Source organism: Clostridium sp. J1101437_171009_A5, from assembly GCF_015547905.1.
Lineage (GTDB): Bacteria > Bacillota > Clostridia > Oscillospirales > Oscillospiraceae > Pseudoflavonifractor_A > Pseudoflavonifractor_A gallinarum.
On sequence record NZ_JADMVY010000002.1, the window covers coordinates 1 to 26,286 of the forward strand.

Annotated in this window: 22 protein-coding genes; all 22 read left to right on the forward strand. The window is 50.7% G+C overall.

From position 1 onward, the window contains the following. The first annotated feature begins 88 nt into the window (after nt 1-88). The 22 genes from I2C21_RS03490 (at nt 89) to I2C21_RS17725 (ending at nt 26,276) form a co-directional block, all read left to right on the forward strand. Nucleotides 89-1,903, forward strand: coding sequence for a type IV secretory system conjugative DNA transfer family protein (locus tag I2C21_RS03490; protein ID WP_009257111.1), 1,815 nt, complete (start codon nt 89-91; stop codon nt 1,901-1,903). 2 nt (nt 1,904-1,905) lie between these two features. Then, nucleotides 1,906-2,163, forward strand: a complete 258-nt coding sequence (locus I2C21_RS03495) for a helix-turn-helix domain-containing protein (RefSeq protein WP_009257110.1) — start codon at nt 1,906-1,908, stop codon at nt 2,161-2,163. 570 nt (nt 2,164-2,733) lie between these two features. Then, nucleotides 2,734-2,916: a hypothetical protein gene (locus I2C21_RS03500; protein WP_044943412.1), complete on the forward strand. Its 183-nt coding sequence runs from the start codon at nt 2,734-2,736 to the stop codon at nt 2,914-2,916. Between the two features lie 446 nt (nt 2,917-3,362). Then, entirely contained in the window at nt 3,363-4,196 is an 834-nt protein-coding gene (locus tag I2C21_RS03505; RefSeq protein WP_207730587.1) for a tyrosine-type recombinase/integrase, read from the forward strand. 353 nt (nt 4,197-4,549) lie between these two features. Further along, nucleotides 4,550-5,995: an ABC transporter permease gene (locus I2C21_RS03510; protein WP_009257061.1), complete on the forward strand. Its 1,446-nt coding sequence runs from the start codon at nt 4,550-4,552 to the stop codon at nt 5,993-5,995. A 12-nt stretch (nt 5,996-6,007) separates the two neighbouring features. Further along, complete coding sequence (locus I2C21_RS03515) at nt 6,008-6,742, forward strand: ABC transporter ATP-binding protein (protein ID WP_009257060.1); 735 nt, start codon at nt 6,008-6,010, stop codon at nt 6,740-6,742. Further along, the gene (locus I2C21_RS03520) at nt 6,729-7,868 is read left to right on the forward strand and encodes a glycosyltransferase (RefSeq protein WP_195278513.1); all 1,140 of its coding nucleotides are present in this window, start codon (nt 6,729-6,731) and stop codon (nt 7,866-7,868) included. Before I2C21_RS03515 ends, I2C21_RS03520 begins: the two co-directional genes overlap by 14 nt. Beyond that, on the forward strand, nt 7,861-8,412 hold the full coding sequence (locus tag I2C21_RS03525; protein ID WP_009257058.1) for a hypothetical protein: 552 nt from the start codon (nt 7,861-7,863) through the stop codon (nt 8,410-8,412). The genes I2C21_RS03520 and I2C21_RS03525 overlap by 8 nt, the downstream gene beginning before the upstream one ends. Nucleotides 8,413-8,416: 4 nt before the next feature. Beyond that, nucleotides 8,417-9,937, forward strand: a complete 1,521-nt coding sequence (locus I2C21_RS03530) for a sugar phosphate nucleotidyltransferase (RefSeq protein ID WP_009257057.1) — start codon at nt 8,417-8,419, stop codon at nt 9,935-9,937. Next, entirely contained in the window at nt 9,921-10,505 is a 585-nt protein-coding gene (locus tag I2C21_RS03535) for an SIS domain-containing protein (protein ID WP_009257056.1), read from the forward strand. The genes I2C21_RS03530 and I2C21_RS03535 overlap by 17 nt, the downstream gene beginning before the upstream one ends. Continuing rightward, on the forward strand, nt 10,498-10,875 hold the full coding sequence (locus tag I2C21_RS03540; RefSeq protein ID WP_009257055.1) for an HAD family hydrolase: 378 nt from the start codon (nt 10,498-10,500) through the stop codon (nt 10,873-10,875). The genes I2C21_RS03535 and I2C21_RS03540 overlap by 8 nt, the downstream gene beginning before the upstream one ends. Nucleotides 10,876-10,878: 3 nt before the next feature. After that, nucleotides 10,879-11,871: a hypothetical protein gene (locus I2C21_RS03545; protein WP_009257054.1), complete on the forward strand. Its 993-nt coding sequence runs from the start codon at nt 10,879-10,881 to the stop codon at nt 11,869-11,871. Nucleotides 11,872-11,946: 75 nt separating this feature from the next. Next, on the forward strand, nt 11,947-12,537 hold the full coding sequence (locus I2C21_RS03550) for a hypothetical protein (RefSeq protein ID WP_009257053.1): 591 nt from the start codon (nt 11,947-11,949) through the stop codon (nt 12,535-12,537). An 11-nt stretch (nt 12,538-12,548) separates the two neighbouring features. After that, on the forward strand, nt 12,549-13,697 hold the full coding sequence (locus I2C21_RS03555) for a hypothetical protein (RefSeq protein WP_207730578.1): 1,149 nt from the start codon (nt 12,549-12,551) through the stop codon (nt 13,695-13,697). Beyond that, nucleotides 13,684-14,913 carry a radical SAM protein gene (locus tag I2C21_RS03560; protein WP_195278516.1) on the forward strand — a complete coding sequence of 410 codons (1,230 nt, stop codon included), beginning with the start codon at nt 13,684-13,686 and terminating at the stop codon, nt 14,911-14,913. The genes I2C21_RS03555 and I2C21_RS03560 overlap by 14 nt, the downstream gene beginning before the upstream one ends. 180 nt (nt 14,914-15,093) lie before the next feature. Next, nucleotides 15,094-16,527: a hypothetical protein gene (locus tag I2C21_RS03565; RefSeq protein WP_195278517.1), complete on the forward strand. Its 1,434-nt coding sequence runs from the start codon at nt 15,094-15,096 to the stop codon at nt 16,525-16,527. 177 nt (nt 16,528-16,704) lie between these two features. Then, entirely contained in the window at nt 16,705-18,606 is a 1,902-nt protein-coding gene (locus I2C21_RS03570; protein ID WP_044943403.1) for an AAA family ATPase, read from the forward strand. Between the two features lie 226 nt (nt 18,607-18,832). Further along, nucleotides 18,833-20,755, forward strand: coding sequence for an S-layer homology domain-containing protein (locus I2C21_RS03575; RefSeq protein WP_226908009.1), 1,923 nt, complete (start codon nt 18,833-18,835; stop codon nt 20,753-20,755). Between the two features lie 299 nt (nt 20,756-21,054). After that, complete coding sequence (locus I2C21_RS03580; protein ID WP_009257046.1) at nt 21,055-23,415, forward strand: O-antigen ligase family protein; 2,361 nt, start codon at nt 21,055-21,057, stop codon at nt 23,413-23,415. Between the two features lie 11 nt (nt 23,416-23,426). Beyond that, nucleotides 23,427-24,836: an undecaprenyl-phosphate glucose phosphotransferase gene (locus tag I2C21_RS03585; RefSeq protein ID WP_044943400.1), complete on the forward strand. Its 1,410-nt coding sequence runs from the start codon at nt 23,427-23,429 to the stop codon at nt 24,834-24,836. Between the two features lie 8 nt (nt 24,837-24,844). Continuing rightward, on the forward strand, nt 24,845-25,981 hold the full coding sequence (locus I2C21_RS03590; RefSeq protein WP_009257044.1) for a glycosyltransferase: 1,137 nt from the start codon (nt 24,845-24,847) through the stop codon (nt 25,979-25,981). Between the two features lie 154 nt (nt 25,982-26,135). Continuing rightward, nucleotides 26,136-26,276, forward strand: a complete 141-nt coding sequence (locus I2C21_RS17725; protein ID WP_009257043.1) for an acetyl-CoA hydrolase/transferase C-terminal domain-containing protein — start codon at nt 26,136-26,138, stop codon at nt 26,274-26,276. Nucleotides 26,277-26,286: the final 10 nt, after the last annotated feature.

Consider the following 26,286-nt stretch of genomic DNA (forward strand, 5'->3'; position numbering starts at 1 on the left):
TTTTCACCAGTAACGGTGGTTATTTTGTATCTGTTACTGTCAAAAAATTGTCCTTGACATTGGAACCAGTTTAGACAACAGAAGGGAGATGATCGCTGTGAAAAACGATACTTGGACGCTGATTCTCCTGCTGGCGGCGGTGTTTGGAGCCCTGATGGCCATCGCCGGCTTCTCTAACCGGGGCAGTCTGGACAGCATCAAGAGCAAGGACGTGGGCGACGGCCAGCACGGCACCGCCCGCTGGGCTACACCGGCGGAGGTGCGGAAAACCTTCCGCTTCGTGCCCTTCCAGCCCGCGCTGTGGCGGAAGGGGGAGCAGCTTCCTGACGCGCAGGGGCTGGTGCTGGGCTGTGTGGGAAAGATCCCGGCCCCACCGGAGTTCTCTTTGCTTGGGAAGACCGTCCATCCGCTCATCCCAGAGAAGCTGTGGAAGCACGGTGGGATCCGGGCCCTGGTGGACTGTGACGACATCCATTGCCTCATGATCGGCGCCTCCGGCGTTGGCAAGACTGCCTACTTCCTATACCCCAATTTGGAATACGCCTGCGCCAGCGGCATGAGCTTCTTCGCCAGTGATACGAAGGGAGATCTGGCCCGAAACTACGGGGCCATCGCCCGGGACTGCTATGGCTATCAGGTGGCGGTGGTGGATCTTCGGAACCCCACCCGCTCAGATGGCTACAACCTGCTCACGCTCATCAACCACTACATGGATGTATGCCGGAGAGAGCCCGCCAATCTGGCAGCTCGGGCCAAATCGGAGAAGTATGCTAAGATTCTCTCAAAGATTATCATCAACCCAGACGGGGAGAACTTCGCACAAAATCAATATTTTTATGACGCGGCGGAGGGCGTGCTCACTGCCGTGATTCTGCTATTGGCGGAATATCTGCCGCCGAAAAGGATCCACGGAAAGCTGCAGGAGCGCCGGCACATTGTGTCCGTGTTCAAGCTGGTGCAGGAGCTGCTGGCTCCCAGCATTTTGCCAGGCAAGAACGAGTTCCAGCTCCTCATGGACCGCCTGCCGGAGGAGCACAAGGCCAAGTGGTTCTCCGGCTCCGCCCTCACCGCCGCCGAGCAGTCTATGGCCTCTGTCATGTCCACCGTCCTCTCCCGGCTCAACACCTTCCTGGACTCGGAGCTGGAGCAGGTGCTGTGCTTTGACAGCGCCATGGACGCCGAGAGCTTTGCCGCGAAGAAGTCCGCCATCTTCCTCATCCTCCCGGAGGAGGATACGACCAAGAACTTCATGGCGGGGCTGATGATCCAGACTCTGAGCCGGGAGTTGTTCTCCGTGGCGGATGAGCACGACGGGAAGCTGCCCAGCCGGGTGGTGTTTTTCTGTGACGAGCTAGGTACCATGCCCGCCTTCGACATCCTGCCCCTATTCTCCGCCGGCCGCTCCCGGCGGCTGACCCTGGTGCCCATCATCCAGAGCCTGGCCCAGTTGGAGAAGAACTACGGCAAGGAAGGGGCAGAGATTCTGACGGATAACTGCCAGGACACCATCTTCGGCGGCTTCGCACCCAACAGCCAGACCGCCGAGGTGCTGTCCAAGGCCCTGGGCAGCCGCACCGTGATGAGCGGTTCCATCTCCCGGGGAAAGAACGATAGCAGCCAGAGTCTCCAGATGATTGAGCGGCCTCTTATGACCCCGGATGAGCTCAAGTCCATCCCGAAGGGACACTTTATCGTCATGAAAACTGGCACTCATCCCATGCGGACCCGCCTGCGGCTGTTTCTGGAGTGGGGGATCACCTTCGGGGAGACCTACCAGGTACCCCAGCGGGCCGCCCGGAAGGTCTACTACGCCAACAAGGCGGAACTGACCAACGCCATCTACCAGGCGTTTCCCATCCGGACAGGGACAGTCAATTATCATATGGGGAAGGCGCAGAAATAGAAGTGAGCTATTTTAATGAGATCTACAATGACCCGGAGCTGAGTGCTAGGGCCAAACAGGTGCTGGTCTACCTACACGACCGAGCAAACAAAGACGGCGAGAGCTGGTACGCCATCAACACCATGGCAAAAGATCTAAGCCTTTCCCGCTCAACGATAAAACGGGCCCTGGCGGAGCTGACCCGCCAGGGCCGGGTGGAGAAACAGGCAAGATTCCGGGAGACCGGGGGATGTACTTCCAATCGTTATCGAATACAGTAAAGTGGCACTTATCGCTTCATACCCTTAGCTTCGCATAACTTGATTTGTTGTGCAACTTTTATTTTTCTAACAAGCCCTAAATGCACGTCTGCGAATATACACGCAAAAATCGGGGGATAAACTCCCAAGTTATATTGCTGAACGGTATGGAAACAGCAAAATGCTTCGGTATGTATAGGGACGGGCATGATACCGATAGGGTATCCCCAACAGGAAAGCAAAAAATGCTCTCCCTGTTGTTCACCCGTGAAAGGCATCCTCTGCGGAGGATCGCCTCACCCCCGGTACTGGATTGCCTCCGGTAAGCTCAAGGGGGCAGGGGCATCGACATCAACCGAATGCCCCAGAAATTTGAAATCACCTATCCGGTGAATATTTACAACCGGGTTGTTGAGCTGACGGCCAACAACACTTGGAAGGAACGCTGATTTCCGCTCTCCATCCAACACACGGGGGTACCCTGCACAGCGGGGTGCCCCACTATAAAAAGCGGGAAGACCGTTCTGAATAAAGCGTTGGACAACCAGTTTCGGGGCTGGAGAAGGAGCAGATTAATAATATGACAGTATTATGGAAACCTTTGATCAGCGCGACACTGATCTTTGCTCTTCTTTTGCGCAGGCAGATTACCCAATGCAGCCATACACGGATACCTGTCTGGAAGAAATAGCCGATGAACTATATAAGATCCCCTCCCCAATCCTGGAAATGTTTACGGATCGGGAGTGGTCAATCTGCATCGATAGAGTTTAACTGGAGGAGTTGAGCTAATCATATGGATTCACCTGCGCGGCGACCAGCTATTCAGACAGGAAAATTCACCTGCGGGCGGAGAACATCGGCTCCCTGCCCCATGAATTCGGGCACTTCCTCCAATTTACCCTAGGCTTTCCGGAAGAGACAGAATCTCTGTACAACTTGGAAGCAGGGGGAATCAGTTTTCTCAGGCCCCACGCTATACGGAATTTCAGGGAATACTTCGCAAACGTCTTTGCTTTCTGAATTCGCAGGCAGGAAGAGAAAATAGAACTTCTCCGACAGAAGGCACCAGATACCTTTGCTTATTTTTTCGAATTGGATGAGAACGGCTGGAACCTCTAGATGGAGGCCGATGAGGAAGGTGTCTGATATCAAATAACAGAAGGGCTTCCGGCTGCGGCCGGAGCTCCACAGCAAGAAAGGTGGACAACACTGTGCAGATGAGCATCAATATGGACGCCATAAAGGCATTTGAGGACTATTTAACCGACAGCGAAAAAGCGAGGGCTACGATAAAGAAATATGTATATGCAGCGGAACAGCTCTCCTGGTTTCTGGGAGACCAGGAGTTGTGCAAAGCGCGGATTTTGGAATATCGGGAGCAGTTGCTGAAGAGTCGCAAGGCGCAGACGGTAAACACAGCCCTGTCCGCCATAAACGCCTTTCTCGAGTTTTATGGGCGGACGGAATGTAAAGTGAAACTTCTCCGGATCCAGAGGCAGGCATTTCTGGATGAACGAAGGGAATTATCTCACGAAGAATACAGCCGTCTTCTGGCCGCGGCGAAAGGCCGCAGAAACGAACGCCTCTACCTGACGATACTGACGCTGTGCGGAACCGGGATCCGGATCGGAGAACTTCAATTCATCACGGTGGAGTCTGCGCGCACCGGCAGGGCGGAAATCTGGCTGAAAGGAAAAAGCAGAACTATTGTCCTGCAAAAAGAACTGTGCCGACGGCTGCTCAAATACGCAAAAGCCAACGGAATTGAGCGCGGCCATATTTTCCGTACCAGAAGCGGCCGGCCTTTGGACCGTTCCAATGTCTGCCACGATATGAAGAAGTTATGCCGGAAGGCGGGCGTGGACAGTCGAAAGGTTTTTCCGCACAGCCTGCGGCACCTGTTCGCTAGGTCGTTCATCGCTGTGGAGAAGAACTTGGCCCACCTAGCTGACATTCTGGGCCACAGCCGGATTGAGACGACTCGAATTTATGTAGCGGTGAGTGCCGCTTCCCATGAGCGGATCCTCCAGCGGATGAACCTCATATTATAAAAAGTACCACAGAATATTTCTTCTGTGGTGGAATGTTGGAGACACGGCCTTCAGCTACATAATTTTACTACCTATATCTTACATAAAGTCCGATAAAATTTCAAGGCCTTCCCAGAAATTTTATCAAGTTTTGTCATTCACCATCACATATTCGCGATTTGAGGCGCAAAAATCAAGGCCTGCCCTGTTCTTTGAGCATGCAGGCATTCATTTTCACGCCCATTTTTAGGTTCTAAACTTCACTCTCAGACGCTCCGTCTTCAAAGATTACCACAGAAGAAATATTCCTTGGTATGTGCTTTGAGCCGAAGTGATCTCTTAGTTTTCAAACCAGAAGGGAGCCTCTCCAAATTATGCGCCACTCGCAAGAACGCCCGTTCCGGCTGGGAATGGTATATATAGTCATGCTCATCCTTTATGCCCTGTTGGTGATTTCTTTCTACTTTTTAGCGGGGAAAGAACTGCATATCCGGGACTCCAGAGGAGATCTGGATTTGCCTGTAGCGGAAACCGCTGCTGGAGAACTGGCACAGGGCGTTGTGATTGAGCAGGTATTTCAAGCGGATATCCAACGGTTCCAAACGGTATCTGTCCAGTGGACTACATATATGCGTGCCAATGCAGGGATTGTGACGGTGGAGCTTTATGATCTGCGGAATCAATCTCTGTTGGCCAGTCAGACGTTGGATGCAGCCGCAATGACTGAGGGTATGGTGACCACTCTCTCCATTGATCCGCCATCGGAAACGTTGTATGGTGCACCGTTGCTTTTACGGCTTTCCGCCGATTCTGTGTCCGGCAGTGCAGTGTCTCCTCTGATGTCATCCAGTGCTGACGAAGACGGATGCACACTTTATATCAATGGGGCTGAAACCTTTGGAAGCTTGTGCTTTTCCGCCACAGGGGAGGACTATATCTGGACGGGACTTCACTATTGGGAATTTGCCGCGGGCTTTGGAGCGGTTCTTCTGGCCGGCCTTGCCTGGTCCTACTGGAGATGGCGGACAGGGCGGCACAGCTTCCTGGCAAATGCGTTTCTGGTTGTGAGAAAATACCGCTTCCTGATCAAGCAGTTAGTATCAAGGGATTTCAAAACAAAATACAAGCGGTCTATTCTTGGGGTATTCTGGAGTTTCCTGAATCCCTTGCTGACCATGTGCGTACAGTATTTTGTATTTTCCACCATTTTCAAAAATGATATTGAGAATTTTGCGGTATATCTGCTTATCGGTGTTGTGCTGTTCAATTTTTTCTCAGAAGCCTGCGGCATGGCACTAACATCTATTCTGGGCAATGCTGGATTGATCACCAAGGTCTATGTGCCGAAATACATCTATCCGCTGACCCGGGTCATGTCCTCTATGGTAAATTTGGCGATATCCCTGATTCCACTGCTCATCGTCTGCTTGGTTACAGGGGTGCAATTTCATAAATCAGCGGTTCTCGCGCTATACTTTATAGTCTGCCTGGTCATCTTCTGCTTGGGATTAGGACTACTGCTGGCCACATCTATGGTGTTTTTCCGGGATACCCAGTTCCTATGGGGAGTCCTGACTATGGTATGGATGTATGCCACACCGATTTTTTACCCAGAAACTATTTTGCCGCAGGAGTTCAGATTCGTCCTGAACATCAACCCGCTGTATCACTTTCTGAGAAGTATGCGGATGTGCATTCTGGACGGGATATCTCCAGAGCCATTTGTATACGTTCAGTGCTTTGGTATCGCGCTGGCCATGCTGTTGATTGGGGCACTGATATTCAAAATAAAGCAGGACCGTTTCGTGCTGTATTTATAAGGTGTTGGTACGATGAGCAAGAAAACTATGATAGAGGTCTCAGACGTGACCATGCAGTTCCGCTTGAACAACGACAAGATCCTGTCCTTAAAGGAATTTGTGACAACGGCACTGCGTGGAAAACTTCAGTACAACAAGTTTACCGCTCTGGAGCATATTTCTTTTGAACTGAAGCGAGGACAGACCCTGGGGCTGATTGGGCGGAATGGCGCGGGGAAAAGCACACTTTTAAAGATCATCTCCGGTATTTTGAAACCGACGGAAGGCCGAGTAAGCTGCTATGGGAATGTAGTACCTATGCTGGAGTTGGGCAGCGGCTTTGACTTCGATTTGACGGGCCGGGAAAATGTCTTCCTCAACGGCGCCATCCTGGGGTACAGCGAGGAGTTTCTCAAGGGAAAGTATGATGAGATTGTGGAGTTCTCCGAATTGGGACAGTTTATTGAAGTTCCGATTCGGAATTATTCCTCTGGCATGCTTGCCCGTTTGGCTTTTTCTATTGCAACAGTAGTTAACCCCGATATTCTGATCGTGGATGAAATTTTATCTGTGGGTGACGTTGCGTTTCAGGAAAAGAGCAAAAAAAGGATGCTCCACCTGATGGGCGGCGGCACCACAGTCCTATTCGTTTCCCACAGCATTGAACAGATCCGGGAGATGTGTGACCGGGCCATCTGGCTGGAAAATGGTTCAGTTAAGCTGATGGGCGGCGCTGAGAAAGTGTGTGATGCGTATGAAAGCAAATGAGGGCTTTCCCCAAAGCCGAGTTTGTATTTTTTCTCAGACATGGAGTTCTGGTGGGATTGAATCCTTTTTCAACAACCTACTGCACTATATGGATCTATCACATTTCGAAGTTGATATAGTGGTCGAAAAATTAGAGGAAAGCATTTTTAGGGGGCCCCTTGAAGAACTTGGTGTTTCATTTTATGAATTATCTGGCTCGTCACACCGCATTCTAGAGAACTACAAAGAATTTGCAAGGCTGATTAAGAGAAAAAAGTATGATGTTCTCCACTTAAATGTATTCCAAGCCCAGGCCATGATGTATCTGCGGTTGGCAAAAAATCAAGGAATCCCAATCCGTATTGCACACAGTCACAACACAGAACTGAGGCGAAGTAGAACCAAGTGGCTTAAAATGCTGGTACATGAAGGAGGAAAACGACTTTTTTCACTATATGCAACTGATTTTTGGGCATGCTCGCAATTAGCGGCAAGATTCATGTTTCCTAAAAACGTGGTAAAAAAGGAACAGTATTGCTTTATTCCAAATGGAATTAATTTGGAAAAGTTTCAGTTTAATATTTCTACTCGTCGGGAGAAACGCAAGGAATTGCATTTGGAAAATACTTTTGTAATCGGCAACATAGGCCGCCTTTGTTATCAAAAAAACCAACGTTTCTTACTGAACGTTTTTTCTGACGTATATCAGAACATGCCCGAATCAAGGCTTCTCCTTGTCGGGGACGGTGACGACCGCAAAGAGCTGGAATTATATGCGGAATCTCTCGGACTCCTTGATAGTGTGATAATTTATGGCACGAGCAATCATGTTGAGGAGTTGCTGTGCGCCATGGACGTATTTGCATTCCCGAGTCTTTTTGAAGGACTCGGTATTGCAATGATTGAAGCGCAGGCATCCGGGCTTCCGGTAATTTGTTCAGACCAGATACCAAAGGAGTCGGTGGTATCTGATGATGTCTACCGTATTTCTGTCCATGACAGGGATGGTTGGGTCAAAGCACTGCTTAGAATGGATGGCGGAAGACAAAAATGTCTATTGGAAAACGAATTACTGTCCAATTATGATATTCGCCGATTAAGCCGCCAAATGGAAAAAATATATTGCAGGAAAAGAAAAAATGGTTGAAAAGCATGACTGCATGAAATATCTGAGGTGGATAAGGCACAGCCTTCTAAAAAGGATTTCGTTGTGCTACTACGGGTGGTGGCAATGGCGTCGCATCTGTAAAATCGAAGGAATGGGGCGCACGGCTGTAATTTTGGTTACGGGAGAAGATCGTGAAGTTAGCTTTTTTGCACTGACACATTTGGATCAGTTGTTGGAAAAACGGGCCTTTGATGATGCGGTCATTATATCCGCGGATCAAGTGGTTTTGAAAAGTGCCCCGTACTTTTCAAACAAATTACGTGCGGTTCATAAACTCTCCCCAAAACAGGTGGACAGTTTGTTACAGCTGGCTTGTTTATATCAATTTGATGACCGTTTTATATGCGCGTCCATTGAGCAGCCGACAGGAAGAAATGGCGGCAGATTAGTGGGCAAAAAAGGGATAACAAAAGAAGAAGTATTTTCCGTCGGAGTGTACGGACTCTATCCTTTCGAACCGGCCAACATTCCTGTCTATGACGGAGACGACCTTGAAATTTTAGCATTTATGAGGGGGATGTAAGTGGATGATTCCTGAATATGTTGTTGTGCAAGCAGGTGGCAGGGGGAGCCGGTTGGGCTATTTAACGGATAACAAGCCTAAATGTCTCGTGCCGGTCGAGAATTTACCAATGATTTTTCATCTATTTCGAAAATACCCGGATAGCAAATTCATAATAATCGGTGACTATCATTATGAAGTACTGAAACGCTACCTGACCAGTTTTGCGGATGTAGACTACCAATTGGTTTGTGCGACCGAAAAAAAGGGAACTTGCGCAGGTATGCGGGAAGCGTTCTCTATGATTCCCGAGGAGACGCCGTTTTTAGTCATTTGGTCAGACTTAATTATGCCTAAAGACTTAGAGCTTCCAGATGAAAAGGGAAATTATATTGGCTTGGCAAAAGATTTCCCGTGCCGCTGGAGGTATGAAAGCCAGAAATTCGAGGAGAAGAGGTCCTCCGAATATGGCGTGGCAGGTATGTTTGTGTTTGAGAATGCTGCTACAGTCCGAGATGTTCCAGAGGAAGGAGAGTTCGTTCGATGGCTGTCGCTATTGCCGACTACATATAAGACATTTCCGATTTATCACATGAAAGAGTACGGCTTACTGGAGGAGTACCAAAAAATTGAAAGCGCCAAGTGCCGCCCGTTCAACAGAATATACATTGAAAATGGCCGTTTTGTCAAGGAAGCGATTGATGAACAGGGACGGGTGCTGGCGATTCATGAAAGCAATTGGTACAGAAAGCTAGAGGGGCGACAATTAAAAAACATCCCTGCTGTTTTTGGCTATGCCCCTTTGAAAATGGAACTGGTCGATGGAAAATCAGTCTACGAGTATAAAGATCTGTCTCTTGATGACAAAAAGAAGATACTCGGATCGATTGTGGAATGTCTGAAAGATGTGCATAACCTCGGCTCTATTCCGGCTGAAATATTAAGCTATAGGGAAGCCTATGTTGATAAAACCTTCAAACGATTGGAAAAAGTATATGATTTGGTTCCTTTCGCGCACGACTCGTACATCAACATCAATGGGCACAATTGCCGGAATATCTTTTTCCATCGAGAAGAGGTGGAGCAGCTCCTTATGAAATTTATGCCGAGAGAATTTCACCTGATTCATGGAGATTGTACATTCTCGAACTTAATGTTGAGGAATTCAGATTACAGCCCTGTATTAATTGACCCACGCGGGTACTTTGGATTTACCGAGCTGTACGGTGATGTTGCTTATGATTGGGCGAAATTATACTATTCGGTGGTAGGAAACTATGACCAGTTTAACCGAAAACGCTTCCGGCTCACAATTCGGGAAGATAGCGTGCAACTGGATATAGCGAGCAATGGCTGGGAACCCCTTGAACAAGAGCTGTTTGGCCTGATTGGAGATGAGGTTGATCCGCGACAACTGCATATTCTCCACGCGATTATCTGGCTTTCGCTGACTACATATGCATGGGAAGATTATGACTCCATATGTGGAGCATTTTACAACGGGATTTATTATCTGGAGGAATCGCTGCATGAAAACATATTTTGAGGAACAAATGCAGGTAATTAATAACGCTGTCAAGTCTCTTGATACAGAGACCTTTACCCAATTGGTGACTGAATGTGAAGCTGTTCTTAGCGATGGTCATAAAATCATTTTAAGCGGGTTAGGGAAAAATGTCCCGGTGTGCGAAAAATTTGTTGGGACCATGAACTCTTTTGGCCTCGCTGCAGCATTTATGAATACGAATACAGCGGTTCATGGTGATATCGGAATGGTCCAGAATGGTGATTTGGTTATCATCCTTACTAAAAGCGGTGATACCTCCGAATCGGTTTATCTGACCTCTCTGCTCGAACAACGCAATGCTGACCTTTGGCTGCTATCCTTTCAGCGCAACAGCACACTGGCCGAGAGGATCCCAAAACATGTGATTCTCGATTTGGAACACGAAGGGGATGCGTGGGATATTACTCCCAACAACTCTACAACAGTCAATCTGATCATCTTACAAGGACTGGCTATTGCGCTTTCGGAACGTATGGGCGTCACCCTGGCTGATTTTAAGAAAAATCATCCTGGAGGGCACATAGGAAAGCAGTTGGAAAATGTCTAAGAACATTGTGGTATCTGCACTTGGTAAGACTTGGATCCTGGATATCGATGGAACGGTTTGCAAACACAACGGTTACAAGCTCGATGGACATGATACGTTGCTTCCCGGTGCAAAGCAATTTTTTGAGGGTATTGACGAAATAGACAAGGTGGTTTTCATCACATCCCGTTCACAAGCATACGCAGAAATGACAGAATCTTTCCTGAGAGAGAATGGAATAAGATGGAATGCGATTATCTATGACCTGCCTTATGGAGAGAGAATTCTGGTCAACGATAAAAAACCATCCGGGCTAAAAACCTCCATTGCTGTGAATACAGAAAGAGATGTGTTTATGGAAGAAATCTTTATTGTCGATGAGAGTTTATAGCCTATGGTAAACATGCTAAAACAGTTCGTCAAACGGAGACCTTTTCTCGCTATTCCCCTTACTATGATGACAAAGATACTTCCCGGATACAGACAATATCGGAAAATTGTGAGGCGGTATGGATCAACGGTATCCGTTCTTCGTACCGCATGGCACGGCACAGGAGACTACTACATTTGTGGAATGTATCTCCCGGCATTTTTAAAAGAAAACGGAATTTCTAATTATGTATTTCTTGTCAACAAAACTGGCAGCGAACGTAAAGTAACCAGACTCTTCGACGTATACCAAGGGCATACAGTTCAGCTCCATTCGGTAGAGCCTCTGAGCCGTTTCAGCGAATTCATGCGGCAGAAAGAGCCATTGTGCAGAAGTTTTGAAAAATCGGATCACTTGACATTCATTGGAGAGCAATTAAAGGGTTATCGTAGATTATCATTGGTAGATTTTTACCTATGGCAGGGATTCGGATTTAGCAATGAACCACAAAGAGCTATGCCATATTTTTCGAAAGACATTAATAAGATAAGACGAAAAATGGAAGCAAACAGACTTCCGCTTAAGAAAACTGTGTTGCTGTCTCCGTTTTCGACTTGCTCCAAGGAGTGCCTTCTACCTAACACCTTCTGGGAAAAAATTTCTGCTTATCTGGTGAGACGAGGCTATGTGGTAGCCACGAACTGCGGTGGAGGCGAGGAACCTATCTGTGGAACAATCCCTTTGACAGTTCCCTATGAAGAACTGGTTCCGTTCCTGGACATGTCTGGCAATTTTATTGGGGTTCGGAGCGGTCTATGCGATATTTTATCTCTATCTTCGTGTAATAAGATAATTATCCATCTTGAGCGTTCAGATTTTTGGCCAAACGGGCGCTCAAAAGAATTTGTGGGGATAAGACTTATGGGATTTGATAATGTGGCGACCGAAGTAGTATATGATGGAGAAATAGACGGCCTGATGCGAGATATAATCGGAGAGATCAGTACTTGGTGTTAGCGCCAGACGAAAACCTCTCCCGGTTAATTTCTCCCGACCGTAACATTGGCATGCTGAAGAGGATTAGAGATTCTTATGGTTAAGACTAAAACGCAGGAACTAAAAAATCTGGAATTAACAAGGTTACAACAAGCGTTTAATGGGTGGGCTGTTTGGCATAGCATTGTCAAAAAATATAAACTTAAATCAAAAACATACAATAAAACGGCAGTTGTCCTGCTGCCACAAGATGATTTGGAATGTTGCTATTTTGCTCTGTTATATGCTGAACGGATGCTTCGACTTAGGGGGCTGGATGGGGTTGTCTTTTTGACGCATAATAATGTGGTTGCTAAGGCCGCAGAAATTATGTGCCCCAGCCTATTGGGTACAGAATTACTGCCGGCGAGTCAAAATGCAGTTCTGACACAATACTACAATACTCGGCTTTTTGACCCTCGATTCATCCATGCGTCCTTAACAGAGCCCTTCGCAAGAAATGGACGTGCTTTAATTGGGGTAAAGGGCATCACCGTGGAAGAAGCTGTGGCGATTGGCATATATAAGATCATTCCCTATGTAAGAAAAATACGTCCGAAATACACAGGCGAGGATCAGGATATGAAAAATTTTTTTGCTATTGGAGAAGCATATACAGAACAGAGGACAACTGGAAAAATAAGATGATGGTGAGTGGTGTGTTTAAGGGAATTTGGCGCAAAACAAGGAGTATTCGGGAATGTATAAGAAGGAAATTATCTAATATAGGGCCACTTGGGATCCTCTGGTCATACAAAAAGACAATAGCAAATGGGAAAAAAGTCTACGTTCGTCTGATGAAACGATATGGTGCCAACACGAGAATTTATATCGAACACTATCCAGGTACGGGCGATGTTTATATCACATGTGCTCTATTAGAGAACTATCATAAAATGTATGGTCTTGGAGAAAATTACATTGTTACATTGGTTGGAAACAGTTCAAAGAAAATAGCAAGTTTATTAAATATACGAGATACAGAGGTTCTTACACAGCAAGAGTCGGATGACATGATTCGGTATTTGTGTTTCATGGGGGGGCATATCAAAAATACAACTATTTTGCATTATGGCCCTGGTGTTCTTTATACGCGAATTTTGGATGATCTAGCATCCTATAACGGATTGGATTTTATGACCATGTATATGAACACGGTTTTTAAAGATATGGATTGGACGAGAGATTCTATTCGTTTTGTTGAGGCACCTAATGCTGATGAGCTGGCGAGAGAATATCTCGATACACAAAACCTAAGATTAGGGCATACAGCAGTGCTGTTCCCCTATGCTAATACAATTGAACATCTTCCAATGGAGTTTTGGGAGGAATTCGCAAGACATTTGAGAGAAATTGGTTTCTCTGTATGTACAAATGTTGAACCAGGTGGCGTGGCAATACCGGGAACAACACCAGTTTTTGTTCCTTATAGTGTTCTGGCCAATTTTGTGGAGCTGGCGGGCACCGTTGTAGGATTAAGAAGTGGAGTGTTTGATATCCTGGCTCATGCAAATTGTAGAAAATATATTTTATACCCAACACCTAACTATTTTAAATTTGGAGTCGGTTCAATCATGGATTACTTCTCCCTGATTGATATGGGGATTGGAGAAAAAATTGATGAATATGAGTTTGAGCGTATTTATGTAAAAGAATGCTTCAAATGTGTTTTTTTCGATATTTGTAACAATTCCGGGGTGACAGTCCCGAATGGAATTTATGATCGTAATGGCGATTATTCACACCCAGAATTGTTTGTTTTTCATAAATATAGTACGAAGGAGATAGCAACCGATGGTTCAAGATAATCCCAAACAGGAAGAATTGCACGAAATGATTAAATTTATTGCCCAGAATAAACAAATATATATATATATGGGTGACATTATTTTGGCTAAAAACATAAGTAAATACTTATATTATGCAAGGATTCAATTTTGTGGGTTTATTAAGCCTGAAATTTATGATTGTGACAGAGATAGTGAACCGATGCCTATAATCAACTATGCCGAGTTGATGAAGTTATCCAAAAGTGAAAAGCGCAATACGGGTGTTATTATTGCGACTGCGAATGAACTATACAATCAAGTTATCGATACTCTTCATCAAATAGGAATTCATCATACATATTTGGTGAGTGATTGGAATAAATGGGCCCTTGTTAGAAAGATGGCACCAAGGAATATTGACGAGTTCTATCTGGAGGTAAATTTAGCGGATCATTGCAATCTTAATTGTCAGTGCTGTGACCATTTTTCACCAATTGCGAAAAAGACTTTTTTGGACTTTGAACAATATGTTAGAGATATTCATCGTATTTCTGAACTTTCAGGCGGGAAGATTGGATTAATGAAGTTGCAAGGTGGAGAACCACTTTTAAATCCACGTGTAACCGAGTATATGAAAGCAACGAGAGAAGTTTTCCCCGATTCCCCGATTTGTTTGTTTACGGACGGCCTGCTCCTGCCCAAAGTAGGGGAAAGAAACGATGATAACTTCTGGGATGCAGTGAGAAGGTATGAAATAGAAGTGCGTATGACAAGATATCCTATACCTTTGGATATTGAACGGATTACCCAACAAGCAGAAAGACATGGTGTGCCGGTAACCTTCGATCCACCTGTGTGTAAAGGTGGGGCTCGCCTTTGGATTTTTTCTGAAATTGGTGCACTTGACTATCATGGCATTAAACATTCCGTTAAGCATCCATTTGATTTGTCAGGTCTTCAAGAAAAGTGGAGGTGGGTGAGTTGCTACCAGTTTAATGAATCGCAGGTGTTACGGGATGGAAAAGTTTATACATGCCCTATGATTCCATATGCACATTTTTTTAATGAAAAATTTAACGTAAATCTCGAGGTTAAAGAAGACTGCTTTATTGATATTTATAAAGCAAAAACCATGGAGGAAATTACAGAGTTTTGTACACATAGAACATCTTTTTGTGATTATTGTGCAGTCCACCACCGATCTGTTTTGGAATGGAAGCAATCGAGCCACGATATTAGCGAGTGGACTCTATAAATTCAAGATAGAAGTGTTTTGCGGATATTATGAAACTATGACTTCTTTGCGATAGCCTACCGCTTTACAGACGAGTTTTATAAGTTCAACCTGTTCGCGGACCAGCACTTGATCGCGTTGTACGGGAACAGTCCGAGGCAGTAACCAGACGGTTGGATCGGGGACAGAGGAGGCGGTGGTATGAAGCGGGAGCGACTATGGGGAACACTGCGGCAGGTATGGCTCCGGGCCCGACCGTTCCTGGTCTCCGCCCTGGCGGTTGTGCTCATTGCCCTCCAGCAGATTTATTATCTGGATGACCCCGCTACCGTTGTTCTCAATATCATCCTGCTGGGTCTGAATCTGCTGCTGTTTGTGCCTCTGGTCCGAAACGCAGGAAAAGCCGCGGCGTATTCCGGAGATACTGTGGACAGAGTGCTGCAGTGGGTAGGGCTGGTCTTTGTCTCACTCCTCGGTTTCTTGTACAATATTTTCTTTTACGGGGTTCCTTCACCACTTTCGGATTTTCAACAGTTCTTCAACAGTATGTGCGGACTGTGGACGGTGGCGATTCTGATGGAATTCCTCCTGCTTGGAGGATTGGCCTGTGCCCGGCTGCTGCAGTTTTCGCGCCCGGGACGGACAATTGTAGTGCCCCCTTATCCCAGTGGACCGGAAGGGCCTGACACTCCCGGCGGGGAGGAACCAAAAGGGCCAGGAGGAACTGGCGGTACAGGAGGACCAGGAGGCACGGGAGGACCAGGCACGGGAATAGATGCAACCTTCGGCAAAAAGCTTCTCCTGCCGGAAAACGTAGGGTTCTGCGCATTCCTTATTTTGTACTTGTTCTGCTTTCTCTTTCTCCCGTTTTTAAACCTGACCCAATTCACATGGATTGATTCAGTCAAGGAATTCGTCAAGCTGTTATTGGGGGATAGCGAATTCCTGAACCACTCAAACATCATCGCCCTTGTGTTTTACGCTTTAGCCCTATTCGCTTTATTCTTTACAGCTATCGTTATTTTTGCCATTGCGCGATACGTGCTGAAGCGCTTTTCTGGAAATGGGGACAGGCCGAACTTTTTTGACGAGTACGGGACCTCGGTCGTTATCCTCATCATGATCGTGCCCTTCCTGCTCTCTGTCCAGCAGGCGGGTACGGATGGATATCAGCTGGTGGGCTTTGTCAGCAGCCTCTTCGGGTATGCGCTGGGCATCCTGGTCGGAATAATAGCGGTCATGGTGGCCTTTGAAGCGATCCGGCTGGTTCTGAAGCAGTGTCTGCAGCATGGCTCCCTGCTGAAAATCTCCATGCGTCTGATCTTCGTGCTCATTGTCCAGTACAGCATGGGGCTGCTGATGGGCGTCCTCCGTATGTTCGCGCTGCGCTCGGTGCTGGAGTCCCTCCTGCTCTTCTTCCTGCCGGACCTGGGGGATTCCCTGGAACCGGAGGTCACTCAGGTGATGAATGAGGCGCTGGAGAGGGAAATTGAAATGGCGTCCGGAGGTCTACAGCACCGGTACGGAGAACACCAGCCCCGAATCAGCCGAAAAGACAAGGTGGTGGTCCGCAGAATTGGAACGCGTTCGGAGCGAAAAAGGAGGGGATCCGGATGGATCAGACGGACAAGATGAGAAAAATCTCTGGCGGAAGCCCTCAGACCGGAGCCCTCTATATTCTCCGGATCGCCACGATTGTCTTGGCGGTGGTCTCCTGGTGGTCCACAGCCCAGGGCATGGCCGATTACGTGTTCCAGGAGAAAGTGGCAGGCATACCTGGCTTCTCTTGGGGTACAGGGAATTCTGCTGGGATTGAATTTCTACCTGCCGACGTTCTGGATGAACACGATGGGGTCTTGCTCCAAGCGAACCGTCCTGGCCAGCCTGAGTCTTGTTACCCTGTGCTGTTCTTCTGTTTTTACTTATATCTTCATATCCGGCTATGCATATGAGGGAGCCTGGCCCACAGAGAGCAGACTCCTGGTCCAATCTGGGTACCGGAGCGAGCTGTATGATGCAGGCGATTATGTCGATGAATATCAAGAACTGCTTCGGGACGAGCTGGGCGGACAGGTAAGCGATCTGTATACGCAGGCGGCGGCGCTGGAAACACAGGAGGCTTCGGTTGGAGAAGGACTGAATCTGGAGCAGGATCGGAAGCAATATGTCGAAGGCGAAGAAGGCGAAGAGGTTGATTTTGCGGCAAACAGTGAGATTTTGAGTGCCATCCTCGCTATGGAACGAGCAATGGCCGACGGAGCTTCGGACAGTGAGATTCAACAGGCGGAACAGACTCTTGGCAGCCTGGAAGATCAGGTCAATGAGCAGATTGCTCAGTTGGAGATTCAGATCCCGAAGTCACAGGATGCAGTCGACAATGCATACCAAATGGTGCAGCAGGCAGAAGATATGTTGAATAATGCCCCTCCTGGCTCCGATATTGTAGCGCTACAAGAGGCACGCGACGATGCTGTTGCGGCCTGGAGGCAAGCGCGGACGGAGTGGAATGAACTAAATCAGAAACAGGGCGATTATGAAGAAGCCCTGGGCGTTATCCGACGCTATCAGGGCTCCCTCGCCTCCGCCAGCGGAGGCAGCACTGCCGTTACAGCGGCTCTGCGGGAAATTCAGTCCGGCCTGCTGCAGCAGGACATTGATACCGAGGATCTGGCGAACCAGGCGCGCAATATCTTTGAAGAACTCCAGGCGGCTCAAACAGGAAGTGGAGCAGGAGACGCTACCTATACAGATCTCCTGGATGGCATGGATGAAATGATTCGGGACATCCAGGCATATGCGGAATTAAAGAGCTCGGAAGAAACACTGGATGAGCAGACGGAAGAGTTGAGCAACGCCTCTGATTGGAGCGGAGAGGACTGGAAAGAGGTCTGGACGGAAAAGCTGGATGCGCTGAAGTCTGCTATAGGTACGCTTCCGGCATATTCCGGCACAGAAAACAGCTTGCTGCGAAATTATGACCGGACAGAGGCCATGGACCATCTGGACGACCTGAGCCGGCTGTATATCGCGGAGCACAATGCTGTGGATCAAGCCGGCATCTACCTGCGGAGCCCTAACCGTGGGCTGGCCCTGTTCAGCCTGGCAGTGGCCTTCTTCCTGGATATTGCAGCCTTTACCGTAGGGTTTTTGATTTATCTGGTGGAGGAGAAAAACAAGAAGGAACAGTTGCTTCGAGGATTGAGCACCCAGAGAGACCGGGGGGATGCAGCGGCGGATACCGGCTTCGGAATCGTCTCCCCGGCCACCGCGCGGCGGTACCTGTATCTGACCGGGGACTACATACGGGAGAACGAGCGCTTTTATTACAAAGCCCTGGATGGTGAGAACGAAACTGAAGTGGTGCTGGACAAGCCAGACTTTCAGCGTGGCTTCTACCTGGAGGATGGTGGAGCACTCGCTGCCGTCTCGCCCCAGACACTGGCACTGTACCAGATGCCGAATGGCCCCCGGGATGGTATATACCTGAACTGCTCCCTCCAGTACCGGGAGCCTGTGCTCAGTATTCAGGAAGACGGTAAGACTGCGTTCGAGTTTCTCGCCTCTGTAGGAGAGGAAGTGCCGGTCTACCGTATGCAGGATGGCCAGTGCGTATCCTGTGTGACCGCTGACGTTCCCCCGCAAAAAATGCAGATGGTAGTGCTGGCGCTGAACAACGCTGGTACAGCCGTGGCTGCAATCTACCTCATCCCATAGAAGGATATTGAGATTCGTAGATCGATACAATCCCCGCCACCCGGCGGGGCAAAGAGGAGGTGATGAACATGACATGGATATTCACTCCTAGGGTGGAGCGGCCTAACCAGCGGTTCCCGACTCAGGCGAGGGAGCCGCCCGTGGGAGAAGGCTTTGGGGGCCAATCTGAACAGGCCCCCGAAGGCGGGAACGACTCTCGCCTAGTGAAAGGAGAATGACAATCGGCATGAACAAGCGATTCCTGGCAAAAATCCTAACGCTCTGTATGATCGTGTCCATGGTTCAGCTTCCGGTGTCTGCCGCCTCCGCCGACACAGATACTGCTCCCGCAACGGGAACGGGTATTTCGTGGAGCGTGGAATCCGACGGGACCTATAAGGTGAACGACGATGTTACGGTAAGCGGTACATATACGGTGGGCAACGACGCCAACGGCACCTATGTGATCGCCTTGGACACCGACACCGGAAATACCGAGACCTACAGCCTTACCATGGATACTATCGTCGTGGCATCTGACAGCAAGCTGACCGTCAAGGGCGGCGCCGTAAAGGCATACACTACCGGCGACGACGTTACCTTCAAGGTCAGCGGCCAGCTGGTGCTCGACGGCATCAAGGCGGAGGCACCTGTGGTTCTCACCGTTCCTAGTGAAATCAAGAACGAGACCAAGGCCACAACTTTTGCAACGACAGGTACGACGGGGAAGACCATTACTCTTACCGGTAAGCTCGACTTTGGTGAGAACGGTGTCACGGTCAAGGACGGCGCGACAGTCATCATCAAGAGCGATGAGCACAGTATAGGAACCATTATCAGCGGTACCATCACCGTTGAGGAGGGCGCTGTCCTGAAGATCCAGAGCGATGTCACCCTGAACTCTGACATCATCGCGAAGGGTACTGTCGAGGTCGAGAACAATGCCACGGTGAGCGGTACCGGCAATATCGTGCTGGAAGGCGGTACCGCGTCCGGTAATGTTGATGCGTACTACAAGATCACGCAAGACGCGGTGAGCGGTGGTAATGTCGACCTGACCTATAAAGTCGGTAACGATACTTATAGTATACGGGGCGATGTGATCCCCGTCGGTAGTACGGTGGTCGTAACGGCTACTCCCCAATCGGACTATAAAGTCAGCAGCGGCACCTATACCATTGGTGATGACGCAACTAAGTTTTCCATTGAGAACTTCAGTAGCAGTACCGCTGGACAGAAAGTCATCGGTGAGTTTACTCCCAACAACGGTCCCATTAAAGTCGCTGTTACCTTCGCCTACGTCAGCAGTGGCGGTGGCGACCACGGTGGTGGCGGCGGAGGCGGAGGCGGCGGAGGAAGCTCCTCCAGCAGCTCCCGCGTAACGGTAGCTTCCACCACCCACGGCCGCGTGACTGTCAGCCCGGACAACCCCAAGACCGGCGACACCGTGACCATCACGGTTCGCCCGGATGATGGCTATGTCCTGGATACCCTCACTGTGACGAACACGAGTGGCAAGGAAGTTGAGCTGACCAAGGTGAACGATACCCGGTACACCTTCGTGATGCCCAATTCCAAGGTGACCGTCAAGGCCACCTTCGTGGCCGAGGAGCCCAGCGGCATGCCCTTCACGGACGTGGCGTCCGGCGCCTGGTACTATGACGCCGTGTCCTTTGTGTATAAGCGCGGCCTCATGGCCGGTACCGGCGACAACCTGTTCAGCCCAAATGTGACCACTAGCCGCGGCATGATCGTCACCATCCTGTACCGTCTGGACGGCTCCCCCAGTGCTTCCAGCGCCGGCTTCACCGATGTGACCTCCGGCCAGTGGTACACCGATGCGGTGAACTGGGCGGCCGCCAACGACATCGTGGCGGGCTACGGCAACGGCCTGTTCGGGCCCAACGACACCGTGACCCGTGAGCAGATGGCGGTCATTCTGTACCGCTATGCCCAGTACAAGGGCTACGATACCAGCGCGTCCAACAGCCTGAATGGCTACACGGACGTGGGTGGCGTCAGCTCCTGGGCGCTCACCGCCATGCAGTGGGCTAACGCTGAGGGCCTCATCAACGGCACCAGCGGCACGACCCTGAGCCCCACCAACGGCGCAACCCGCGCTGAGGTGGCCCAGATCCTCATGCGCTTCTGCGAGAATTTCGTGGACTAATTGAGGACAACTAAGTACCTATAAGCCCGAAGAACGGGAAGCCCTTCCTTCCCGTTCTTCCCAAAGCCCTCCCGCTGTGTGAAGGGCTTTGGGAAGAACTCTTTCTTCGGAGTTCTTTTCTTCCGTCTCTGTCCATCTCCCAGAGACGGAAACCAACTGTGCGGAATACCCGCACGGACGGTTTTCTCCTTTCCGAACGGGGGCGTTTCCCGGCAGATCTGCGCGGGGGATGAGTGAGAGACCACCCCATCCCCCGCCCCCCGTTTCAGACAGAAAACTACCTGACAAGGAATCTGCATATGAAATCCAAATCTTTGGCTACAGAAAAAACAAAACAAGCAATAAAAGCCCCGCTTACGATCTGGAAAGCCAGCCTCCCCTTTTTCCTGGGGGCGGTGCTGTTTCTCATGGTCTGCCTGTGCTCCGCCTCTACCATTAAGCCGGCAACCATGGTTTTGGCCGTCGGGGTCCCCATCCTGACCTTCCTGTGCTTTACACAGCTGCGGGACCGGATGGGTGTCCCCCTGCTTCTTCTGGCTGCCGTGGTCCTGATGGACGGGATCTCCACGCTGTACGCCGTGTCTGGGAAATTCGCCCTCTACGAATTCTTAAAAGTCCTGGCCTCCTTCTGCCTGGTCCTGTTCCTGCTGGCCATCGCCCCCGGGAAGGGTGTGCAGCCGGGCCGCTGGATTGCCACGCTCCTGGAGACCTGTGCGGCCCTGGCCAGCCTGGTGAGTATCGATATGCTCTCCACCCGGTGGATCAGTACCCCGGTCCTGGCGCTCCTGGAGCGGTTTACCCAGGATTACAGCGCTCTCTCAGGGGTGGAGGCCGGTGTCCGCATGACCTCCATTTTTGAAAATCCCAACGTGTTCGCCGGATGTGTGGGAATCGCCGTCCTGCTCTCCCTGGGACTGATCCAGTCCAGCAAAACCAACTGGGAAAAACGCATACACCAGGTCCTGCTCTTCCTCAATGCCCTGGCTTTCGTGCTGGCCTTCAGTATGGGGGCAACCGGGACCATCGCCGTCGCTTTCCTGGCCCTTCTGGCGCTGGAACAGAAGGAGAAACGGGCAGGTCTTCTGATTCTCATGCTGGAAACCCTGGTACTTACTCTGGTCTGCGCTGCTCTAATCTCCATGACCTCTTTCGAGGTGTGGAGCGGCGTTCAGCCAATTCCCCTGTTGTGCCTTCTGGTGGGCTCCGCCATCCTGTGCGGGATGGACCATTGGCTCGGAGGGCCGCTGTCAAAGCATATGGAAGGCCGGGGAAAGCTCATCCTGGCTCTGACCGGCGGCGTCCTGGCCGCCCTGGTAGTCTTTGCCGTGGCGGCATATAACATCACCGGGCCGGTCTCTCTCCAGCGCGGAGAGGGACTGCGCCGGGCCGCCTACCCGGAGCCTGGAACTTATACCCTGGCCGTAGAGGCGGATGCCGGTCTCACCGTGACCATTGAGAGTCAGAACCAGCAGGAGACCATGATGCACACCAGCACAGAGCTCTACCGGGGCGAAGCCTCGGGAGCACAGTTCGCCGTCCCGGAAGACAGCCTGGTGGTCTACTTCAACTTTTCTGCGCCGGAGACGGTACGGGTGGAGTCTGTGACATATCAGAATGAGGAAGCCTCCGGCTCTGTCCCCCTGGGTTACCGCCTGCTCCCCGGCTTTATCGCCAATCGGCTCCAGGGCCTCTTCGCCAACGAGAACGCCATCCAGCGGGTAGTCTTTTTCGCGGACGGCCTGAAGCTCTTTCAGAGAAGCCCGGTTATCGGCTTGGGTATGGGGGCCTTTGAAAACGGCGTCCGCAGCGTGCAGTCCTTCTACTATGAGACCAAATACGTCCATAATCACTATATCCAGGCCCTGGTGGAGACTGGCGTGGTGGGTCTTGCCCTGTTCCTGCTCCTTCTGGGCGGAAGCGCCGCAGCAGTGTGGCGTGCCCGAAAAAGGACGGTAGTCCATCCCCTGGTCCCCGCGCTGGGGGCCACCCTGGTATTCATGGCGGGCCACGCCGCCACAGAGGTCGTGTTCTCCTCTTATCCCTACCTGCCTATGGCCTTTGGGGTCTTCGCCCTTATCAGCCTGTGCTGTGAGGAAAGTAAAATCAAATTGAGCCAGATGGCAAAGACTGCCTCCTGTCTGGCCGCCTCCGCGCTGATCGGGGTGTACGCCGTTCTGCTGGGGTGCAATATGTATGCCCAGCGCCTGTTCAACGGAAACCCTACCGGAGAGGACCTGACCGTGGCCGTGAGCATGGACCGGTTTGAATGGGCGGACTACGCCTTGTCTTATGTGCTGAGCGTCAGCAGCGCCGGAGATGTGGATCCCTCTGTCCGCCAACAGGCGGACGAGTACGCGGAACGTCTGGCAGAGGTGGACTCCAACACCATCCCCATCTATCTGGCCCAATACTACTTCCTCACAGGCCGGACACAGGAAGCTCTGGATATGGTGGAGCAGTATGTGGACTACGTCTCCTCAGACCCGGAGACGTGGCAGACCGCTTTCGACCTGCTGGAGCAATATGAACAGGATACTGACGACTACCGTACTGGGGTACAGTATATTGCGTGGAAGCTGGATACCTGGAACCAGGAGAATATGGGAGAAATCACAGTGGATGAGGAGGCCAGGGCGTTCATCGCGCGGATGGGCTCCTGAAAGAAAGAGATATGATCCGAGAAAATCAGAGACTCCTCAATCATTTGAATGTGCTCAGCGATGCGGTCCTGACCTTCCTTGCCCTTCCTATCGCTTACTGGATCCGGTTCTTCCTCATGCCAAGCGGCGTGGCAGGCATCCCGTTCCAGAACTATCTGTGGCTCGCCGCAGCCTTTACTCTGGTACAAATCTTCACCTACGCACTGTTCGGCCTTTACCAGTCTTTCCGGAAAACCAGACTCCTGGATGAGCTATTCCGGCTGTGGCAGGCCAGCCTGCTGGATATGGTTTTACTGCTGAGCTGGCTCTTTGTGGAGTGGGAGGTTCATTACTCCCGCTGGACCTTTGTTTTATTCTTCCTCATCAGCGTAGGAGCCTTGAGCGGAAAGCGGATCGTCCTGCGGAAGCTCCTCCGGTACTTCCGTCAGAAAGGATATAACCAGAAGCACGTCCTCATCGTAGGCGGCGGGGAGACCGCGCTGCAGTACCTGAAGGAAATCCAGCGGGACCGGGAGCTGGGCTACCACCCTGTCGGGTACATAGCGGACCATACAACAAAACAGATGGCTGGTCTGCGGTGTCTGGGCAGCTATGACCATTTGGAAAAGGTGCTGGAACGCCAGAAACCGGACGAGGTGATCTCCGCCATCGGCGTGGAGGACTACCACCGGATGCCCCAAATCATCTCTGCCTGTGAGAAGACCGGGAGCAAGCTCTCCATCATCCCATTTTATGCCGACTACATGCCCTCTAATCCCCAGTTCGACAGCCTCAATGGAATCCCCCTGATGAACCTCCGACGCATCCCTCTGGATAACTGGGGAAACGCCTTCTGCAAGCGGGCCATGGATATCGTCGGCTCCGCTTTGCTCCTGCTCCTGACCTCGCCGGTCATGCTCTTCTGCGCGGCAGGTGTCCGTCTCTCCTCCCCAGGGCCTGTCTTTTTCCGCCAGAAGCGGATTGGCCGGAGCAAAAGGCCCTTTTATATGTATAAGTTCCGCTCTATGCGGGTGAATGACGAACAGGATACCGGGTGGAGCGGTCAGACGGACAGCAGAAAGACCCGGTTCGGGGCGTTTCTGCGGAAATGCTCTCTGGACGAGTTTCCCCAGTTCTGGAACGTGCTCAAGGGGGATATGAGCCTGGTAGGCCCCAGGCCAGAGGTCCCCTACTATGTAGAGCAATTCAAGGAGGAAGTCCCACTGTATATGGTGAAGCACCAGGTGCGGCCGGGTATTACCGGCTGGGCCCAGGTCAACGGTCTGCGGGGGGATACCTCCATAAAGGCCAGGATTGAGCATGACGTCTACTATATCGAGCACTGGAGTCTCGGTTTCGATCTGAAAATCTTATGGATGACCCTGTTCAAGGGGAAGTTCCTGAACGATGAATCTCTAAGTGGCAGTGCGCCTGGGAGGTGAGGCAGGCTATGGAGAAGAAGGTGCTTTTCACCGCGTCAACCGCCTCCCATATCCGAAACTTCCACCTCCCATATTTAAGGGCCTTTTGTGAGCATGGTTGGACCGTCCACGTAGCCTGCGGCGGCCCGGAGGCTGTGATTCCGGACGCTCACGAAGTGAAAATTCTCCCCTTCCGAAAGAAAATGCTGGCTGCGGAGAACCTGCAGGCGGCCCGGACTCTGCGCCGGATGATGGAGGAGGAGCAGTACGACCTCATCTCTACCCACACCTCCCTGGCTGCCTTTTTTACCCGCGTGGCGGTAAAGGGCATGAAAAAAAGGCCCCCTGTGGCCTGTATGGTGCATGGATATCTTTTTGATGAAGAGACACCATGGCTCAAGCAGGCAGTGCTCCTGACAGCAGAGAAATGGATGGCTTCTGTGACCGACCTGCTGTTCACCATGAACGAGTGGGACTACGCCCTGGCGAAGAAGCACAGATTGGGCACACGTGTTGTCTCGGTTCCAGGCGTGGGAGTGGACTTCTCCAGGCTGGATGCCTGCCCGGAGTTGACAAGGGAAGTATTGAGAAATCAACTGAATATCCCGGAGGACGCAGTCGTCATGCTCTATCCCGCCGAGTTTTCAGAGCGGAAGAGCCAGGCGGTACTGATCCGGGCTATGGCCTGTCTCCCAGGACGAGCTGTCCTGGTCCTGGCGGGGGATGGAGAACATCTGGAGGACTGCAAGGCGCTGGCAAAAGGCTTGGGGGTGGCGGACAGGGTGCGCTTCCCGGGCCATGTATCCCCAATTGGGCCGTGGTACCGGATGGCCGATATCGCGGTCTCCGCAAGCCGGAGTGAAGGACTTCCATTCAACATCATGGAGGCTATGTACTCTGGGCTTCCAGTAGTAGCCAGCGGCGTGAAGGGTCATACGGACCTGCTCCAGCGCAGCGGCGCGGGCTTGCTCTATCCCTACGGGGATGAGGAGCTTTGCGCAGAGGCCATCCAAATGCTCATGGGGTCCGAGGACATGCGGGAGCATTTGGGTGCAGCGGGGCGGCGGGAGGTGGTACAATATAGTTTGGATCAGGCCCTCCCTGGTATCATGGAGCTTTATGAAGAGCTGGCCCTGGAGGACAAAGCAAAACCTGTGGCGAGGTAAGTGGTGGGGTCAGATGTAAGGGAGGCAAGAGTTTCCTCCATCGTGACGGGCAAGAACGGACAACTCAAGAGCTGTATCGTCCCTACCCTGACTCAAGGAAGCATCACTACTGCCCCCCTGCACTGCGGTTTATTACCTGATGATGGAGTACGGTATGGTGAACCTGAAGGGAGCTTCCACCTGGGAGCGGGCAGAGAAAATCATCTCCATTGCCCATCCAGATTTTCGTGAGGAGCTCAGTGGCCAAGCTGAGAAAATGGATATCTGGAGACAAAGCAATAAGCTGATAGACTGATTTTTTAATG

Coding starts and splice junctions, on each gene's coding strand:
- I2C21_RS03490 (WP_009257111.1), top strand. CDS start 89: ATGATCGCTGTGAAAAACGATACTTGGACGCTGATTCTCCTGCTGGCG.
- I2C21_RS03500 (WP_044943412.1), top strand. CDS start 2,734: ATGGAAACCTTTGATCAGCGCGACACTGATCTTTGCTCTTCTTTTGCG.
- I2C21_RS03505 (WP_207730587.1), top strand. CDS start 3,363: ATGAGCATCAATATGGACGCCATAAAGGCATTTGAGGACTATTTAACC.
- I2C21_RS03510 (WP_009257061.1), top strand. CDS start 4,550: ATGCGCCACTCGCAAGAACGCCCGTTCCGGCTGGGAATGGTATATATA.
- I2C21_RS03515 (WP_009257060.1), top strand. CDS start 6,008: ATGAGCAAGAAAACTATGATAGAGGTCTCAGACGTGACCATGCAGTTC.
- I2C21_RS03520 (WP_195278513.1), top strand. CDS start 6,729: ATGAAAGCAAATGAGGGCTTTCCCCAAAGCCGAGTTTGTATTTTTTCT.
- I2C21_RS03525 (WP_009257058.1), top strand. CDS start 7,861: ATGGTTGAAAAGCATGACTGCATGAAATATCTGAGGTGGATAAGGCAC.
- I2C21_RS03530 (WP_009257057.1), top strand. CDS start 8,417: ATGATTCCTGAATATGTTGTTGTGCAAGCAGGTGGCAGGGGGAGCCGG.
- I2C21_RS03535 (WP_009257056.1), top strand. CDS start 9,921: ATGAAAACATATTTTGAGGAACAAATGCAGGTAATTAATAACGCTGTC.
- I2C21_RS03540 (WP_009257055.1), top strand. CDS start 10,498: ATGTCTAAGAACATTGTGGTATCTGCACTTGGTAAGACTTGGATCCTG.
- I2C21_RS03545 (WP_009257054.1), top strand. CDS start 10,879: ATGGTAAACATGCTAAAACAGTTCGTCAAACGGAGACCTTTTCTCGCT.
- I2C21_RS03550 (WP_009257053.1), top strand. CDS start 11,947: ATGGTTAAGACTAAAACGCAGGAACTAAAAAATCTGGAATTAACAAGG.
- I2C21_RS03560 (WP_195278516.1), top strand. CDS start 13,684: ATGGTTCAAGATAATCCCAAACAGGAAGAATTGCACGAAATGATTAAA.
- I2C21_RS03565 (WP_195278517.1), top strand. CDS start 15,094: ATGAAGCGGGAGCGACTATGGGGAACACTGCGGCAGGTATGGCTCCGG.
- I2C21_RS03575 (WP_226908009.1), top strand. CDS start 18,833: ATGAACAAGCGATTCCTGGCAAAAATCCTAACGCTCTGTATGATCGTG.
- I2C21_RS03580 (WP_009257046.1), top strand. CDS start 21,055: ATGAAATCCAAATCTTTGGCTACAGAAAAAACAAAACAAGCAATAAAA.
- I2C21_RS03585 (WP_044943400.1), top strand. CDS start 23,427: ATGATCCGAGAAAATCAGAGACTCCTCAATCATTTGAATGTGCTCAGC.
- I2C21_RS03590 (WP_009257044.1), top strand. CDS start 24,845: ATGGAGAAGAAGGTGCTTTTCACCGCGTCAACCGCCTCCCATATCCGA.
- I2C21_RS17725 (WP_009257043.1), top strand. CDS start 26,136: ATGGTGAACCTGAAGGGAGCTTCCACCTGGGAGCGGGCAGAGAAAATC.